The organism is Chryseobacterium sp. Leaf201, from assembly GCF_001421435.1.
Taxonomy (GTDB): domain Bacteria; phylum Bacteroidota; class Bacteroidia; order Flavobacteriales; family Weeksellaceae; genus Chryseobacterium.
In genome coordinates, this window is sequence record NZ_LMKA01000072.1 from 12,510 (window position 1) to 29,628 (window position 17,119).

At 41.2% G+C, this 17,119-nt stretch carries 15 protein-coding genes; 8 read left to right on the forward strand and 7 right to left on the reverse strand.

Annotation, left to right across the window (positions count from 1 at the left end; all coding sequences use genetic code 11):
* Positions 1-137 precede the first annotated feature (137 nt).
* The 5 genes from ASE55_RS10365 to ASE55_RS10385 form a co-directional block, all read right to left on the reverse strand.
* A complete protein-coding gene (locus ASE55_RS10365) occupies positions 138-1,145 on the reverse strand; it encodes a vWA domain-containing protein (protein WP_056218878.1) in 1,008 nt (335 codons plus the stop codon).
* Positions 1,145-2,137 carry a VWA domain-containing protein gene (locus tag ASE55_RS10370; RefSeq protein ID WP_056218881.1) on the reverse strand — a complete coding sequence of 331 codons (993 nt, stop codon included), beginning with the start codon at positions 2,135-2,137 and terminating at the stop codon, positions 1,145-1,147. Before ASE55_RS10370 ends, ASE55_RS10365 begins: the two co-directional genes overlap by 1 nt.
* Entirely contained in the window at positions 2,130-3,026 is an 897-nt protein-coding gene (locus ASE55_RS10375) for a BatD family protein (protein ID WP_056218935.1), read from the reverse strand. The genes ASE55_RS10370 and ASE55_RS10375 overlap by 8 nt, the downstream gene beginning before the upstream one ends.
* Before the next feature lie 63 nt (positions 3,027-3,089).
* Positions 3,090-3,953, reverse strand: a complete 864-nt coding sequence (locus ASE55_RS10380) for a DUF58 domain-containing protein (RefSeq protein WP_056218884.1) — start codon at positions 3,951-3,953, stop codon at positions 3,090-3,092.
* 70 nt (positions 3,954-4,023) lie between these two features.
* On the reverse strand, positions 4,024-5,028 hold the full coding sequence (locus ASE55_RS10385; RefSeq protein WP_056218887.1) for an AAA family ATPase: 1,005 nt from the start codon (positions 5,026-5,028) through the stop codon (positions 4,024-4,026).
* A 251-nt stretch (positions 5,029-5,279) separates the two neighbouring features.
* On the opposite strand from ASE55_RS10385, the gene ASE55_RS10390 reads away from it, so the two are divergent.
* The 6 genes from ASE55_RS10390 (at position 5,280) to ASE55_RS10415 (ending at position 11,981) form a co-directional block, all read left to right on the forward strand.
* Positions 5,280-5,750, forward strand: coding sequence for a DinB family protein (locus ASE55_RS10390; RefSeq protein WP_056218891.1), 471 nt, complete (start codon positions 5,280-5,282; stop codon positions 5,748-5,750).
* Between the two features lie 117 nt (positions 5,751-5,867).
* Complete coding sequence (rlmB, locus tag ASE55_RS10395) at positions 5,868-6,632, forward strand: 23S rRNA (guanosine(2251)-2'-O)-methyltransferase RlmB (protein WP_056218892.1); 765 nt, start codon at positions 5,868-5,870, stop codon at positions 6,630-6,632.
* A 61-nt stretch (positions 6,633-6,693) separates the two neighbouring features.
* Positions 6,694-7,746, forward strand: coding sequence for a DUF6263 family protein (locus ASE55_RS10400; protein ID WP_056218895.1), 1,053 nt, complete (start codon positions 6,694-6,696; stop codon positions 7,744-7,746).
* 88 nt (positions 7,747-7,834) lie between these two features.
* Positions 7,835-8,062 (forward strand): hypothetical protein, encoded by a 228-nt coding sequence (locus ASE55_RS10405; protein ID WP_056218899.1) that lies wholly within the window; start codon positions 7,835-7,837, stop codon positions 8,060-8,062.
* Positions 8,063-8,115: 53 nt separating this feature from the next.
* On the forward strand, positions 8,116-10,653 hold the full coding sequence (locus ASE55_RS10410) for a YfhO family protein (RefSeq protein WP_056218902.1): 2,538 nt from the start codon (positions 8,116-8,118) through the stop codon (positions 10,651-10,653).
* A gap of 29 nt (positions 10,654-10,682) precedes the next feature.
* Entirely contained in the window at positions 10,683-11,981 is a 1,299-nt protein-coding gene (locus ASE55_RS10415; protein ID WP_056218906.1) for a glycosyl transferase family 1, read from the forward strand.
* Between the two features lie 8 nt (positions 11,982-11,989).
* On the opposite strand, the gene ASE55_RS10420 is transcribed toward ASE55_RS10415, so the two are convergent.
* Positions 11,990-12,628, reverse strand: a complete 639-nt coding sequence (locus tag ASE55_RS10420) for a hypothetical protein (protein ID WP_056218908.1) — start codon at positions 12,626-12,628, stop codon at positions 11,990-11,992.
* Between the two features lie 158 nt (positions 12,629-12,786).
* On the opposite strand from ASE55_RS10420, the gene ASE55_RS10425 reads away from it, so the two are divergent.
* Complete coding sequence (locus ASE55_RS10425) at positions 12,787-13,752, forward strand: YpdA family putative bacillithiol disulfide reductase (protein ID WP_056218911.1); 966 nt, start codon at positions 12,787-12,789, stop codon at positions 13,750-13,752.
* Positions 13,753-13,839: 87 nt separating this feature from the next.
* Positions 13,840-14,838 (forward strand): S41 family peptidase, encoded by a 999-nt coding sequence (locus tag ASE55_RS10430; RefSeq protein ID WP_056218916.1) that lies wholly within the window; start codon positions 13,840-13,842, stop codon positions 14,836-14,838.
* A gap of 177 nt (positions 14,839-15,015) precedes the next feature.
* On the opposite strand, the gene ASE55_RS10435 is transcribed toward ASE55_RS10430, so the two are convergent.
* On the reverse strand, positions 15,016-17,046 hold the full coding sequence (locus ASE55_RS10435) for a TonB-dependent receptor (RefSeq protein ID WP_056218919.1): 2,031 nt from the start codon (positions 17,044-17,046) through the stop codon (positions 15,016-15,018).
* Positions 17,047-17,119 lie beyond the last annotated feature (73 nt).

Here is a 17,119-nt window from a genome sequence, read left to right on the forward strand (position 1 = left end):
GCAATAATAAACGATAAAAAAAAGATTTTAGTATTCATCCAATGCAAAATTATTCCTTTATATGTTAATAAACAGTGCCTTATTTGTTAAAGTTGGGTTAAAGTAATTGCCGGTTATCCGCGCCATACCACATGATTTTATACATTTAAATCCCTTTTAGGATTAAACAGATAAATCAGCGTAAAGAAGAATATAGAAACAATCAGAAAGTACTGATAGTAATGGTTGGCATTCTGCGACTTCACCAGTGTTTCAGAAGAACCGGACTTCTTTTGCAGGGCATCAATAATCCTGTCCGGGGCTTCATTGATATTATTCCCGTCAATATAGGATCCGCCTGTGGCTTCCGCCATTTTCCTCAGCGCTGCCGTCTGTCTTTTTGAAATAACGGTCTGCCCGGAAATATCCGTTTTGTAACCCATCAGCTGTCCGAACTGGTATTCCGGAATCGGTGCCCCTTCATCGGAACCTATCCCTACGGAAGTAATCATAATCCCTTCTTTTTCCGCCAGATTTATCGCTGCTTCGTCATTTCCCTCGTTATCTTCCCCATCGCTTAACAACACCACTTTCCGTGCGTTTTTACTTACGTTCTTAAATTTTGCCACCGCGCTTTTCATCCCGTTCAGGAAATCAGTTCCCTGGATCTGCATGGAGTTGGTCTCAATTGCGCCGATATAGGTTTCCGCTGAATTGTAATCTGTAGTCAAAGGCATAATCGAGCTTGCTTCTCCCGCAAAAATAACAATCCCCACCTTATCGTTTTTCATCTTCAGCATGGTCTGGATCATCAGGTTTTTGGCTTCGGCGAGACGGCTTGGATTGATTTCTTCCGCGTTCATTGAATTGGAAACATCCAGCATGAAAATAACGTTGTTTAATTTCTGATTGGTTTTGATTTCTTCTGAGCCGCTTAACAAGTCAATGATCGAAAAAATCAGAAACAGTGTTCCCAAGATATATAAAGTCGGGAAAAATCTCGTAAAGCCCGATCTTTTTTCAAACAGATGCTCATGAAACCGGGCATCCGCGAAAATATGCTTCCTTTTATTTTTCCATTTCAGGTAACGCACCAGAAAAACAGCCAACAGCGGTAAAAGCAACAGCAGCAATAAATACCAATAATTTCCCAAATACCAATCCATCAGCTTAAAATTTTATAAAATACCCACCTCAACAACGCGTCAATAAACAGAATACCCAAAGCAATCCAAAGGAAAATCTTGAAATATTCCTGATAATTGAACAGCCTTGAAACTTTCACATCTGATTTTTCCAGCTGGTTGATTTCATCATACACTTCTTCCAGACTGCTGTTGGAAGTAGCCCTGAAATATCTCCCGCCGGTCATCTGCGCGACTTCCTTTAACACCGGCTCATCAATTTTCACTTCTGCTTCTGTAAAAACCAGATCCCCGAAAATATCGGTCTGGGTAGGCATTAAGGCATATCCGTTGGTTCCGATCCCAATTGCATACACTTTAATACTGTTATTCTTTGCCAGTTCTGCCGCAATCGCAGGAGGCATTGCATTCTCAATGGTATTGACACCATCGGTCATCAAAATAATGATCTTGCTTTTTGCCTTGCTGTTTTTAAGGTGATTAATGGCTACTGAAAGTCCCTCACCGATGGCTGTTCCCGGCTGTAATTCCAGAGGGTTAAGATTCTGCAGTTCATCAACCACTACCTGGTGATCAGAAGTTACCGGGACTTTTGTAAATGCTTCTCCGGAATAGGTCACCAAACCGATCCTATCATTGGGCCGTTTTTCAACAAACTTTATCGCAATATCCTTCAGGGCCGTTAAACGGTCCGGGGTAAGGTCTTTTGCCAGCATACTTAAAGAAACGTCTACGGAAAGCATGATATCAATACCTTTTGTATCATCCCTGTCCTGGGAAACCGTAAAGGTCCTTGGCCTTGCCATGGCGATGATAAGTGCGGAGAGTATGATGTATTTGGAAATCCTCAGGAAAAACATTACCACGCGGATACCGCTGCTGTCAGCCATATTCTTAACTGTGGGCACTTTAATGCCGTTCCTTTTCTGTCTGCTGACATCCCTGAACAGCAATGGGATAAACAACAGGAAAAGCAGTAAAAACCACGGACTGTAAAACTCAAAATCAAACATCTTTCCTCAGGTTTTCAAATTCCAGATCTTTTGAAGATCTTTTTACAAAATTTCTGATGTCTGCAAAATCCTTTTCCATGGTCTGCTGATCCGGGAATGTTTTTGCAAACTTCACCAGGTCACCTCTTACAAATACATCTTCCACCACTTTTTCGTTCTCCTGCGAGATGGTATTATTTTTCTTCATCAGGTCAACCAGGTCATCCGTCAACAGGACATCGGCTGGTAACCGATATTGTTTAGCAATAAATTTCCTTGAAATATCGATAAGCTCTACGTAAAATGAACGGTAATCACCGGTTTCCACATATTTTTTCTTCTTAAGGGAATCCAGTTCTTTCAAAGTCTGGTTGGTTGCAACCACCGGCGAGTCTTTGGATTTCCTGCCGTACTTCACAAACATGACAATGGCAATGATCAGAGCAATCAAAGCAATGGCGGCCAGAATATAAAACTTATACAGCTGCCAGTAATCCGTTACTTCAAGTTTTACCTCTTTGTTATTCATGATGTCATTGATCTGGTCGGTCTTCTGGGCAGTATTGATTACCTCGATCTCATAAGGAATTGTTTTTAACACCTTTCCGCCGACCTTAAACTCAAGTTCGGGGATGGTAAACTTCCCTTCATCGAATACCGCAAAATCAATTCTCCGGTAATATACATCCTGAGTCTGCGCAATACTGTCTTTTACCTCTTCAAAATGGAAAGGCAGCAACTCATTTTCGGGAGCTGCGGAAACTTTTTCGCTGCCGATGTTATTGATCGTTACCACCATGTGGTTTACTTCACCCAGAGCAATGGTTTTCTTCTCGACACTGGAAGAAAGAATCTGTGAGAAGGCATTCGCACAGAGTAAAAAACAAAATATAAATAATAGTTTTCTCAATTGTATTGTTACATTTTTACCTTGCATCGGTCACTCTTTTCAAACAGCGGATGCATTTTTATTTTATTTTTTCTGAAAGTAATTGTACAGGAGCTTGGAATAATCTGCACCTGTATTAATGTTTATAAAACTTGCCGAACTGTTGGCAAAATCTTCTTCCAGAGTTTTTAATTTCTGTTTCTGTGCCTCCGCAAACGTATACCTCCAGCGCGCGCTTGATGTATTGGCCCAGACCTGTTTTCCGGTTTCAGCATCATACAGCAAAGTATATCCTACATCAGGAATTTCATTATCTTTTTCATCAAATACCCTCATGCCGAGCAGCTGGTGCTTTTTAGAGGCTACCCTCAGCATTTTAGAATCATAGTCATCCTCAAAATCAGAAAAAAGGAAAACCAGCGACTTTTTTTTGAAAATACCCATCATGTATTCAAGCGCCTTATCAACCTTTGATTCTGCCGGCACATAAGATGCGGTCAGAATATTACTGATAATGGAAAGAATATGCTTCCTTCCTTTTTGGGGCGGAACCACTTTATATACTTTATCGGCAAATAAGATAAGCCCTACTTTATCATTGTTTCCGGCTGCTGAGAAGCCCAGACTGGCTGCAATTTCAGCTACATATTCTCTTTTAAGCTGATTTTTTGTCCCATAATCCATTGAAGCGGAAATATCCACAACCAGCATCATTGTCAGCTCCCGCTCCTCTTCCATTACTTTCACAAACGGCTCGCGGAAACGGGCGGTCTTGTTCCAGTCGATCCTCCGGATTTCATCCCCGAACTGGTACGGGCGGACTTCTGAAAAGGTCATTCCCTGTCCTTTGAAAGCACTGTGATATTGTCCCATCAAAGAAGCTTCCGTCTTCTTTCGGGTACGGATTTCTATCTGCTTGACTTTTTTTACAATATCTTTTATCTGCATACTTTAAATGTAAAATGTAAGAATATAACCCTGCAACAATCGATTGTTACACTGCTAAACTGTTACATTATTATGGAGCCTGGATTTTCGCTAAGATCCTGCTGATGATTTCTTCTGTAGAAATATTTTCCGCTTCTGCCTCAAAGGTTAAACCGATCCTGTGTCTCAGCACATCATTGGCCAGCGATTTTACATCTTCAGGAATAACAAAAGCTCTTCCTTTCAGGAATGCATACGCTCTGGATGCAATGGCAAGATTGATGGAAGCCCTTGGTGAAGCCCCGAAACCGATATAATTTTTAAGCTCGGCAAGGCCGTAGTTTTCAGGATAACGGGTTGCAAAAACCATATCCAGGATATATTTTTCTATTTTCTCGTCAAGATAAATCTGGTTGATCAGTTCTTTGGCTTCTACAATATGCTGCAGCGATATCACCGGTTTCACAACAGGCTGATGCGAAGTGGAAACCATTCTCATTACCGTTCTTTCATCTTCAAATTTCGGATAATCAATGGTACATTTCAGCATGAAACGGTCGCTCTGGGCTTCCGGTAAAAGGTAAGTACCTTCCTGGTCAATCGGGTTCTGTGTGGCCAGTACCAGAAAAGGCTTCGGAAGCTTCATGGTTTCATCACCAATGGTTACCTGTTTTTCCTGCATAACTTCCAGCAGGGCCGACTGTACTTTTGCCGGGGCGCGGTTGATCTCATCCGCAAGCACAAAGTTTGCGAAAACCGGGCCTTTTTTTATCGAAAAATCATTGTCTTTAATACTGTAGATCATTGTTCCCACCACATCGGCAGGCAGCAGATCCGGCGTAAACTGAATCCTGGAAAACTCACCGTCAACAGCATCTGCCAGGGTTTTTATGGCCAGTGTCTTAGCCAGTCCGGGAACACCTTCCAACAGAACGTGCCCATTCCCCAGAAGCCCTACCAAAAGGCGGTCTATCATATATTCCTGCCCGATAATAACTTTGTTGATTTCCTGCCTGAGACGGGAAAAATAATAGTTCGCTTCCTTTATCTGTTCCGTCAGTTGACGGATATCTTCAGCCTGATTGATCTCTGACATAGCTTAATTTAAAATAATGGGTAAATTTCCAATAAATACCTGCAGTAATCAACACAATTAATGCCATATTTGAGTTAAAGTTTGTTAAATATTCCGGTATGGATGCAGGATTCCAAATCGGGCCTTCTCTTATAAATCAACGATCATCATCCGGTATTTTCATAAAAATACATAAATTTGATTTCATTACCAGATTAAAAATTGTCATATCCAGTTTATTAAACTATTTTTGGTGATTAAAATTTCGCAGAATGAATTATCATTTTCAGGCGCACAGACAGGTAAGAAGTAACCTTCTGGATATTTTACAGAATACTTCGCATGAAGACCTGCTCCTGATCCCGGACGGCTTTAATAATAATATGTACTGGAATATTGCGCATACGGTTGCCACCCAGCAGCTGCTGCATTATTACCTCAGCGGAAACCCTTTCAGAATTGACAAATACTGGATTGAAACCTACAAAAAAGGTACCCTGCCGAATCTGAACGTTCAGAAATCAGAAGTGGAAGACCTGGAGTTTTTACTGACGGAAACATCAAAGATCCTGATGAAAGATTATGACAGTGATTTCTTTGCAGATTATACGCCTTACACCACAAGCTTCGGGATGGACCTGAAAAGCATTCAGGATGCTATTATTTTTAACAACATGCATGAATGCCTGCATTACGGATACCTTCTGTCTCAGAAAAGAGCCATTTTAGGAGAAAAGTATTAACAACAAACAGAGAAGAAGCTTAGATACAAAGCCGCCATTCAGGGCAAAGCTTTATTTTGAGAAGAAAATATTTATTTACGGATCTTATTCCGGAAAACAATTTATAAAAGAATATTAATGGATAACAACGATAAAAAGGACGATTTTATTTTCGGGCTGCGCCCCGTAATTGAAGCTATTGAAGCGGGGAAAACAATTGATAAAGTATTTGTACAGAATGCGCTGCAGGGAGATATTTATGCTGAGCTTAAAACCATCCTTGCCAAGAATAAAATCCGCCCCAATTATGTTCCGGTTGAAAAGCTGAACCGGTTTACGAGAAAAAACCACCAGGGGGTAGTTGCTTTTATTTCGGACGTCCCTTTTCACAAAATAGAAGATATTGTGCCACAGCTTTTTGAAGAAGGGAAAACTCCTTTTTTACTGATCCTTGACCGCCTGACGGATGTCAGGAATTTCGGGGCCATCTGCAGAACGGCGGAATGTGTAGGCGTTGATGCGGTAATTATTCCGGAAAAAGGAGCTGCGCCGATTAATTCAGATGCCATAAAAACGTCTGCAGGAGGTATTTACAATATCAAAATCTGCAAAGAACCCAATCTTGCCCACGTGGTAGACTTTCTTCAGCAGAGCGGAATTTCCGTATTTGCCGCCAGCGAAAAAGCCCAGAAACTGATTTATGACGTAAACCTTACAGAGCCGTGCGCTATTGTAATGGGTAATGAGGAAACGGGAATTTCAAAAGAAGTCCTTCACCATGCGGATGAAAAGATAAAGTTGCCGATTGAAGGAAAAACCCAGTCCCTGAATGTTTCCGTAGCCTGTGGGGCTATTTTATATGAGGCAGTAAGACAGAAAATGACGGTTAATTCCGGTCTTTAATATTGATCCGAAATCCAGTTCATTCAGGTAAATTCACAGTTATACAATTTAAAAAAATCAAATGAAAAACATAGCAGCGTTAGCGCTTATCTCAACCATAGCTTTAGTTTCATGCAATAAAAAGGAAACGACAAAAATCACAAAAATAGATCCTAAAACAGGAAAAACGATTACGGTAGAAGTTCCGGCGGATTCCGTGGCAAAAGTAGAAGCCAATCCGGCTATTAAAGATTCTGCAGGCGTTTACACCCAGACTTTTAAACTGGAAAAAGGAAAAACCTATCCTCTGACCACTTATCAGAGAGATACCAAAACGATGACTGACCCTAAAGGCAAAACCCTGAACGGAACCAGCGAATCTACGGACGAAATGTCTTTCACCGTTAATGATATCAAAGGGAATGTGTATGACATGACTTTAAACCTGATTGCCAAAAGAAATTCCCAGTCAGCAGACGGAAAAACAATTGTCGTTGACACCAAATTACCGATTCCTAAGGAAGATGACCTGAAAATGATCTGGAATATCAATAAGGCCCTTACCGGAAATAAGCTGAATATGAAGATGGACACCAAAGGGAATGTGATCTCCATTACCGGATTTGATGCGGTGTACACAAAAGTGTCCAATGCAGTAGGTACCCTGATAAAAGATGCCAACCAGAAGGCCAGTGTCTTAGCAAGCCTGAAAGAAACCTTCAATGAAAAAGTACTGAAAGACCAGCTTAATAAAAACCTGACCATCATCCCTAAAAAAGGAGTAAAAGTAGGAGAAAAATGGAGCAGCAGCGAAAATGCCGATGCACAGGGGAAAATTAAGGTCACTTCAAATTATATCCTTAAAAGCGTAGGAAACGGAATTGCCGAAATTGCCGTAACCGGAGGGATTCCTAAAAAAGAAGAAAAGCAGAACCAGGGAGAAGTTACCCACAGCTTAAGCAGTGAACTTGCACAGAACGGAACCATTAAGTTTGACCAGAATACAGGTTGGATCAACAACCAGAATATTTCTGTAAAAACAACGCAGATTGAAACCATCTCCAACGGAAAAGAATCCCAGTCGATGAAAAGTGTTTCCAACTCTTCCGTAATGGTGAACCCTTCTTCAAAATAGAAGGCAGCGCGTTATTGGAGTTTGAGAAAGGAATGAACTGAAACCATGACCATGAACTTTAAGTTTCAAACCTGTAAACAATTTATTTATTATGAAGTATATTTTTGAGTTCGTACTCATTACTATCATTATTTATTTTGTATGGAATATTTTAAAGAGGATTTTCTTTAAATCCTTTCACAGCTATGTGTTTGGCAATAAAAATAACAGCGCCAAACAGCAGGACATACAAAACAAAGATCAGATCAATAAAAAACTCAACTGGGACGCTGAAACGGTGGACTATGAAGAGATCAAGGAAGATAAAAATAAATAGCCCGGCCCTTTCAGCGTTACCATGCTGAAAGGGTTCTCAAATTAAAATGCATTATGCTTAAAACAAATAAAAATCTGATTTTCATTCTGGCAAGTTTCGTGGTTTTCATTATTCTTGCTTTTGTTTATGCCAATCCTGTGATCAGCGGAAAGCAGCTTTTCCAGCATGACATTGTGCAGTACCGCGGCGGTGCCAAAGAACTGCTTGATTACAGGGCCAATACGGAAAATGAAACCTACTGGAGCGATTCAATGTTCGGGGGGATGCCTACGTATCAGATGGGAAGCCAGTTTAAAGGGGATATCATTAAAAAAATCGACTCTAAACTCAATATCTTACCACGGCCTGTTAATTACCTTTTCCTTCTTTTCGGCGGATTCTTCCTTTTAGGGATGGTCGTCGTCAGAAACTGGAAATACGCATTGCTGGGAGCCACCTTCTTCGGGCTTTCAACCTATTTTTATATTGCACTTGTTGCAGGGCACAACGGTAAAATCAACACCATAGAATATTTTGCACCGCTGTTAGCCGGGATTTTACTGGTGTACATCAGAAAACAGTACATCTGGGGCTTTATTGTCACTACCCTCTTCATGGGACTTCAGATAGCTGCCAACCACCCGCAGATGACCTATTACCTTTTCCTGGCTCTGGGTGTTCTCTTCCTCTCCGAACTTATCCGGACGATCCAGAAAAAGGTGACGGTAAAACATTTTTTAGTTTCATCGGGAATTGTTGCCGCTTCGTGTTTCATCGGGGTGGGTATGAATTCACAAAGGATCATGGCCAATTCCGAGTACATTAAGGAAACCGTCCGCGGGAAGCAGATCCTAACGAACGACAGCCATACCGGAGGAACTTCAGGAATGGATAAGGAAAGCATGCTGATGTGGAGCTACGGTAAGCTGGAAACCCTGAACCTTTTCATCCCGAGATTGATGGGCGGCGCAACCCAGGAGCCGGAAGGAAAGGAAATGATGGAGAAAGTACAGGCCATGGTTCAGGAAAATGTAAGCTCACAGGCTGAAATGGACCAGATCTCAAAAGGATTCGGAAGCTTAACTTACTGGGGAGACCAGCCGATAACTTCAGGACCTGCCTATCAGGGAGCCATTGTATGTTTCTTAGCTGTTTTAGGGTTCTTCTTTGCCTGGAAAAAATACCGTTACTGGATTCTGGGAGCTTCGATACTCACGATTTTCTTAGCATGGGGAAGCAACTTCATGCCTTTGTCAGATTTCTTTATTGATTTCGTTCCGTTCTACAATAAATTCAGGGCACCGTCTTCGATATTGGTTGTGGTGGAATTACTATTCCCTTTAATTGCCATCATCGGGCTGTACAGGTTCTTTACCGATGAAACGTTAACCGAAGAGTACAAAAAGAAGATTCTTCTATATGTAAGCGGCGGGACTTTAGGCCTGGTCCTGATTCTCCTTGTTTTCGGAAAATCTTTATTAGGTTTCCATACCGATAATGAAAAAACGTACCTGCCTCCTTTCCTGCTGGATTATCTGGTGGATGAAAGATTCAGGCTCTTTAAAACCGATGCAATTAAGGCCTTTATCTATGTGACTATTGCAGCGGCGGTTCTGTTCCTGAGCTTAAAGAAAAAACTCAGCCAGAACATCGCTTTGATCATCATCGGCGCGGTAAGCCTTTTTGATCTCTGGACAGTAAACAGACGTTATCTGAATGACGAAAATTATGTGGATAAGGTTTTTGCAGAGAACCCTTTCCAGACGGAAAGCTCAGATCTTTTAGCAGAAAAAGTACAGGGTAACCCCAACCTGGAATCAATCCTGGCTAATGTAAACGTTAACAAGACCCTTGAAACGATTGCTGAAAAAGACAAGACCCATTACAGGATCTTCAACAATATTTTAGGGACATTCAGCGAAACCAATACATCCTATTTCAAATCTTCCATCGGCGGATATCACGCGGTGAAACTGAGAAGGTATGACGATGTGATCAACGAATATTTCAAGGTGATGGATTCTGTAAAAGTTCCGAACATCCTGAACCTGCTGAATGCAAAATATTGGGTAGTGGGCGGACCTGAGCAGCCGCAGGCCGTACCGAATCCGAAAGCCAACGGAAACGCCTGGTTCGTAAGCGACCTGAAATTTGCAGATTCCCCCAATCAGGAAATTAAAGTAATTGGCATTATTGACAGTAAAAACACAGCGGTTATCGCTTCTTCTGATAAAAATTATTTTAACGGAAAAACGGTTCAGCCGGATGCTTCAGCATTTATCAACCTGACCCGTTATCAGCCGAATGAACTGGAATTCAAATCCCAGTCCAGGACGCCGCAGCTGGCTGTCTTCTCCGAGATCTATTATCCTCACGGCTGGAAAATGTTTATTGATGAAAAAGAGGTTCCTTACATCAAGGCAGATTATTTACTGCGTGCCGTACACGTTCCGGCCGGAAGCCATACGATCAGAATGGTTTTTGAACCTCAGGTTATTGAAACCGGAAAATGGATTTCTCTTCTGTGCTTCGGATTGTTTATCCTGCTGAGTGGTTTCGGACTTTATTTTATGTACGGTAAAAGAGACAAAAATAAAATTGAGAAGGTTTAGCAATTTAAAAGTTTGAACAAAGCTTATTTATGAACGCTCAAAAAAAAATATTGATCATCACCTATTACTGGCCTCCTGCGGGAGGCCCCGGTGTTCAACGGTGGCTGAAATTTGCGAAATATTTACCTGAATACGGATGGGAACCGGTTATTTATACGCCGGAAAATCCAAGCTATCCCTTAAAGGATGAAAGCTTAATGAAGGATGTTCCTGAAGGCATTGAAATCGTAAAGACAAAAATATGGGAGCCCTATCAGCTTGCTGAAAAACTTAACAAAAGCAATAAAAAATTCAAAGCCGGGCAGTTTGATGTCGGGAAAAACCAGAGCTGGAAATCCAGGCTTTCCATCTGGGTCAGGGGGAATTTTTTCATCCCTGATGCCCGGGTATTCTGGGTGAAGCCATCGGTTAAATTTTTAGAAAAATATCTGAAAGAAAATAAGATTGATATTGTGGTTACCTCCGGGCCTCCGCATTCGCTGCACCTCATCGGTTTAAACCTGAAAAAACAATTGCCGGATCTCAAATGGATTGCCGATTTCCGTGATCCGTGGACCAAAATTTCCTATTACAAACACCTGAAACTCACCGGGCGCTCTGATAAAAAACACCGGAAGCTGGAGAGTGAAGTTTTTAAAAATGCAGATATTACCTTGGCAACAAGCTATACCGATGCAGAAAATTTCCGGAAAAACGGAGCTAATGCGGTATGCATTACAAACGGTTTCGATGAAACGGATGCCCGGGCAAAATCCTCAGATGCTTCAGCGACGGAAGAAAAGTTTACCTTGAGCTACATCGGCGTACTGGAACAGCTGAGAAACCCGGAAAATCTCTGGCAGGCACTGAATGACCTGGTAGAAACAAATCCTGAATTTGCGACAAACTTTATGCTGAAATTTGCCGGAAGAATTGATGATAAGATTTTACATGCTCTTGAAAATTCCGCTTTAAAAAGCCATATTTCAAACTTAGGGTACCTTTCTCATGACAAAGCCGTGGAAGAAATGGAAAAATCTTCGCTGTTAATTATCACCAACTTCCCGAATGACACCTCAAAAGGGATCATTCCAGGGAAAATCTTCGAATACTTAGCTACGGGAAAACAGATCATCTCTTTCGGGCCCCGTGAAGCGGATGTGTCGACCATACTGAATGAAACGAAAGCCGGAAAACATTTCAGCTATCATGATGCTGAAACCGTTAAAGCTTTTATTTTAGAAGAATTTCAATTATGGAAAAATGGTGATCATATAAAAAACAGCCAGGATATCGCTCAGTTCTCAAGAAGAAACCTGACCAAACAGCTGGCTGCGGTTTTAGAATAAAATCATATTTAAATTGTCCACTGATCATTGATGATGCCCACGAGGTAATAATTACCCTGATATTTTTCAAAGACCAGGCGCAGGCAGTTCCAGTCCATTCCGGTATCCGGCCCTGAGCCTTTAATGAAGTTCTCAGTGAAATCTGCACCGGGATAGATTTTCTTTAAGTTATTCAGTGAGTTTCCGCTGCCCTGAAATTCATTGAATGAAACCTGTCCTGATGCAAAATCTTTTGAATATACCCATTTCGTAAGATAATCATTGAGGGTTGCCTGATATAGATCTCCTGATCCATCCATGGTGCCCCATGTAAAAATAGTCCTGGTGGGCTGGAATTTCAGAAAATCTGACTTTGAAAAAACCTTGTCTTCTTCGGGAACGATAAAAGCGTACATGGAAAACCTGACTCCTTTTTCAGGATGTATAAAACCGGCCAGTTTACTGTACTTTTTATCTTTCAGCAGCTGGACAATCTGTTCATTGCTGTGTTTTAAAGCGGCTTCTTTATCTTCAATATTATTTTTACTGACGTAGCCCGCCGTATCTTTTTGAGTGGAATCTGTATTGGTGTTGTTAACAAATTTGTCCGGATTTTTTTTGCATCCCGTTATGCCCAGAATGAGCATCGAAATAAAGATTTTTTTCATATTTAATGTTAATGGCCTAAATTAACCAAAACCGATGCCAGTTTCATACCACAATATTTTCTATGGTTTAAATGATCGAACAGCGAATATCGAATAAAACTTCTAACCCTTTATTTAGCATTAATCTTGCTTACAGTCTTTTTGACTAAATTTGTTTTATGGAAATTCTGGATATTCTTATTGTCGGAAGCGGGCCCATCGGGCTGAACTGTGCACTGGAAGCAAAGCATAACAATCTTAGCTACGTTATTATCGAAAAAGGAACAATTGTTAATTCACTGTACCATTATCCTCTGTACATGAGATTTTTTTCCACCGCAGATAAACTGGAAATCGCCGGAATCCCTTTTATTTCAGCGGCTCCCAAACCCGGGAGACAGGAAGCCCTGGAATATTACCAGGGTATTGCAAGGCAGAAGGAGATTAACATCAACTTGTATGAAAAGGTGCTGCATATCACTAAAAAAGACGGGATTTTTGAAATTGAAACTACAAAATCAAAATACCGGGCAAAAAATGTCGTTATCTCAACAGGATTTTATGACATCCCGAACCTGATGGACATTCCCGGCGAGCACTTACCTAAAGTGAAACATTATTACACGGAACCTTATCCTTACGCCAGACAGAAAGTGGTGGTTGTGGGATCCAGCAATTCTTCTGTGGATGCTGCTTTGGAAACATACCGTAAAGGAGCGGAGGTTACGATGATCATCCGCCATTCAGAAATTTCCGGAAATGTAAAATACTGGGTGAAGCCCGATATTGAGAACCGGATTGCCGAAGGAAGCATCAAGGCTCATTTTAATGCGCAGTTATTGGAGATCAGGGAACATTCCGTTATATTTAAAAACGAAAAAGGGGAAATCATTGAAATTGAGAATGATTTTGTACTGGCCATGACCGGCTACCTTCCTGATTTTGATTTCTTAAAAAACTCCGGCATCGAGCTGCAGGGCGACTGCTTAAATCCGCTGTATGATCCGGAAACCATGGAGACCAATGTAAAAAACCTGTATCTTGCGGGCGTAGTCTGCGGCGGAAAAGACACCCATCTCTGGTTTATAGAAAACTCAAGGATCCACGCGGAAATGATTGTTCAGCATATTGTTTCTTCAAAATGACATTGCATCATCTTTTTAATCAGGATCATCTGGAAGCCTTAACGGGTTCACTCAATAAAAGCTATCTTTACCATATAAATCTTCCCTATGAATACGTTTTTAACTGCACTTACTTTCACTGCCGTACTTCTTTCATCTCAGGCTTCGGCACAGAAAGACAGCATTCAGCGGTATGTTACTGATGCGCTGAGTATTATGCAGAGTAAATCAGTGAATAAATCCAAAGTAAACTGGGAGGAGCTATCCCGCGTCACACTGAACAATGCATCGGAAGCAAAAACTATCAAAGAGACCTATCCTGTTTTAGAAAAGGCACTGAACTCACTGGATGATGCGCATTCTAAATTCTACCCTAAAGAAGCCGTAAGAGCCTACACATTAGGCTATGAAGCAACCGGGCAGAAGTTTCCGGTGATTGAAAGCAAGCTGCTGGAAAACAGGTATGCATATATCAGCCTGCCCGACATCGGATCATTTAATAAGAATGACTGGAATTTATACATCAATACTTTTTATTCAAAAGTAAACGAGCTGCAGAAGCAGAACCCAAAAGGCTGGATTGTTGACCTGAGAAACAATTACGGCGGAATGCTTTATCCCATGTATGCTGCCGCTGCCCCATTCTTCGACCATAAAAATATTGTGGGAACCAAAGATGCTGAAGGAACGGTTGAATATTTCAACTACAAAGACGGGAAATTTTATGAAGGAGCTACGGCGACCCAGATTTTCCAGTTAAAAGAAAAACAGCCTAAACAGATAAAAATACCCGTTGCCGTACTGATCAATAAAATAACCGGCAGCTCGGCTGAGTTTATCACAGCGGCATTTGTCGGACAGAAAAATGTAAAGCTGATCGGTGTCAATACCCAGGGCCTGACTTCCGGAAATCAGGAATATAAATTATCAGACGGCTCTTTTCTTGTACTGACCATCGGAAATATTGTGGACCGCACAGGAAAGGAATATGCTGAAATTGGCAAAGGGATTTCACCGGATATCAGGATCGAAAAAACGGATGATAAAACAAAAACCAACGAGACTTATCTGGATAAAGCATTCAAATATATTGACAGCAGCCGGTAGATGAATCTATAATCCTGTCTGGCTTTGTTTTAAAAAATAATTTCCCGCAGATTATGGTAATTTATGTTTAAGCTTTTACCTTACTGTAAAGGGAAGATTCATATAAGATTTAATCTCATATCAAATACTCAGGAGTTTCAAATAAGCTTAATGTTTTCAATATTAAATATAAGGTTTCTAGAAATCAGCCTTTACGCCAAGAACAAAATTCCTTTTTGCCGCAGGATTGTAATACCGGTTCCCGAAAGCATTGATATCAAACCCTAAAACATAGTTTTCATTATACAGGTTCTGAATCTGTAATGATACCGTCAGTTTTGTTTTTTCAAGCGCTACCGGATACCTGAACTGGATATTCCCGACCAGGCTGGATTCCGACCAGACAGAATTTGCATCGTTCAGAGGAATCCTTGAAGTATAGAAGTGTGAATAATCCACCATCAGCTTCCTGAAAAAAGTAAAATTCAATAAGCTGTTGACAGTGGTTTCAGGAACTCCTGTCAGGTCGTTACCAGAAAAATCATTGGTGTTCTGCCGGTAGTTTTCAAAAGTGAAATCATAAAAGCTTCCTGAGAAACGGAATTTGAAATTACTGAAAATATTGTTTTTCAGATCAAAATTTTTAGATTCCAGAAGGACTTCCACCCCTTTCTGGACCGTCTCTCCGGCATTAACGAAATACTCCTGCCCTGCTTCATTCTGCCTTCTCACAATCGCGTCCTTCATCCTGAAATCAAAATAACTTCCTTCCACAAAAATTGAATTCCCGAACTGCTTTCTGATCCCGGCTTCTTTGTTCCAGCCATATTCAGGCTTAAGGCCGGCGCTAAACTCCTGATCAGAAGACCGGATTTCCTCATTGGTCGGGGCCGAATTTCCTTTTCCGATCTTGGCTCTTACAGAAAACCCTTTATCGAACAGATAGGTAACGCCAATATTCGGGAGCCACTGGTTTTTAAAACGGACATCCCCATTTTCCATTCTCGCGTACATCCTTTCCCATTCGTAAGAATTGGAATTTAAGCTTAAAGAAATATCGGTAAAAAGCTTTTCATTAATATTGAGTTTCTGCGAAAGGAAATAAAACCCGGAAATATTTTTAAGCTGATCAAAATTCTGCGGATTCCCTTCCGTTCCCCTGTTGTTGTCATAGTTTCTGATCAGGATATCATTGATCCCGCCTTCAAAACCGACCCGGTAGGCCAATGAAACCCGGTCCCACTTTTTTTCATAATTAAAATGGGTCCTGAGTGCGACATTTTTCTCAAAGCGGTTTTCAAAATTGGTAATGAAAGGATTTTCAAAATCCACATAAGAACCCTGAACCAGAATAAAATGGGAAAAATTAGGGTTGAAATTAAATTCATGGGAAAGCCCTGCAAGAATCATTTTGTTTCTTATCCCGGCGTCCTGTTCTTTTGCTCCCGGAACGGTTTTGGTTCCCGGCCTGGCCTGCTGGCTGTCGGCCTGCATCTGCTCAAGAGTCAGTCCGCCCGGTGTCTGGTAATCCAGGTCAGTATATAAAAGCATCGCCTTCAACAATCCTTTTGCTGAATACTGGAAATTGTCTTTTAGAAATATCTGCTTCCGGTTGACTCTTGCCTGCTCGCGGTAAGAATCCGTCTGGTAATAATTCTGGAACACCTCAACAAAATGTTTCCCCAGCTGCTTAGAAAGCCCGAAACTCTGGTTGAATGTCCCGTAGCTCCCAATGGATGCTGCTGCTGAAATATGCTCTGCATTCCGGGTCTGAAGAAGGATGGTCCCGCCCGTTACCGCTCCGTAATCGCCACTTTCCGGACCTTTATAAATTTCCATCCTGTTGATCAGTTCCGGAGAAATAACATTGAAATAGGTATTGCCTGAAGCATCGGACAAAATAAAATCATCCAGGTATACTTTCACATTCCGGACTCCGAAAGGTGACCTCAAAGTGCTCCCGCGCAGTGAAATCCTGTAGCTTCCGGGTGAACGTTCTTCCATTCTTGCGCCGGGAACCTGGTTAAAAGATTCCAGCATCCTTTCGGGGATATTCTGGGATAAAAGATTTTCAGAAATAACCGAAGCTGATTTTGTAGAGGCCATAAAAGGAACCGGCTTCTTATAGGCATCGATCCTGACTTCTGAAATCAATGCAACAGAATCTCTCTGCTGAGAAAATATAAGTGAACCGGAAAAAGCAGAAAGTAAAAAATATAGCTTTGTCATCGCTAAAGCTTAGCAAAAACCGTACTTTTCTTTATTGGTTTGCCTGTTATTTATCAACACTTTTCAATTTAAA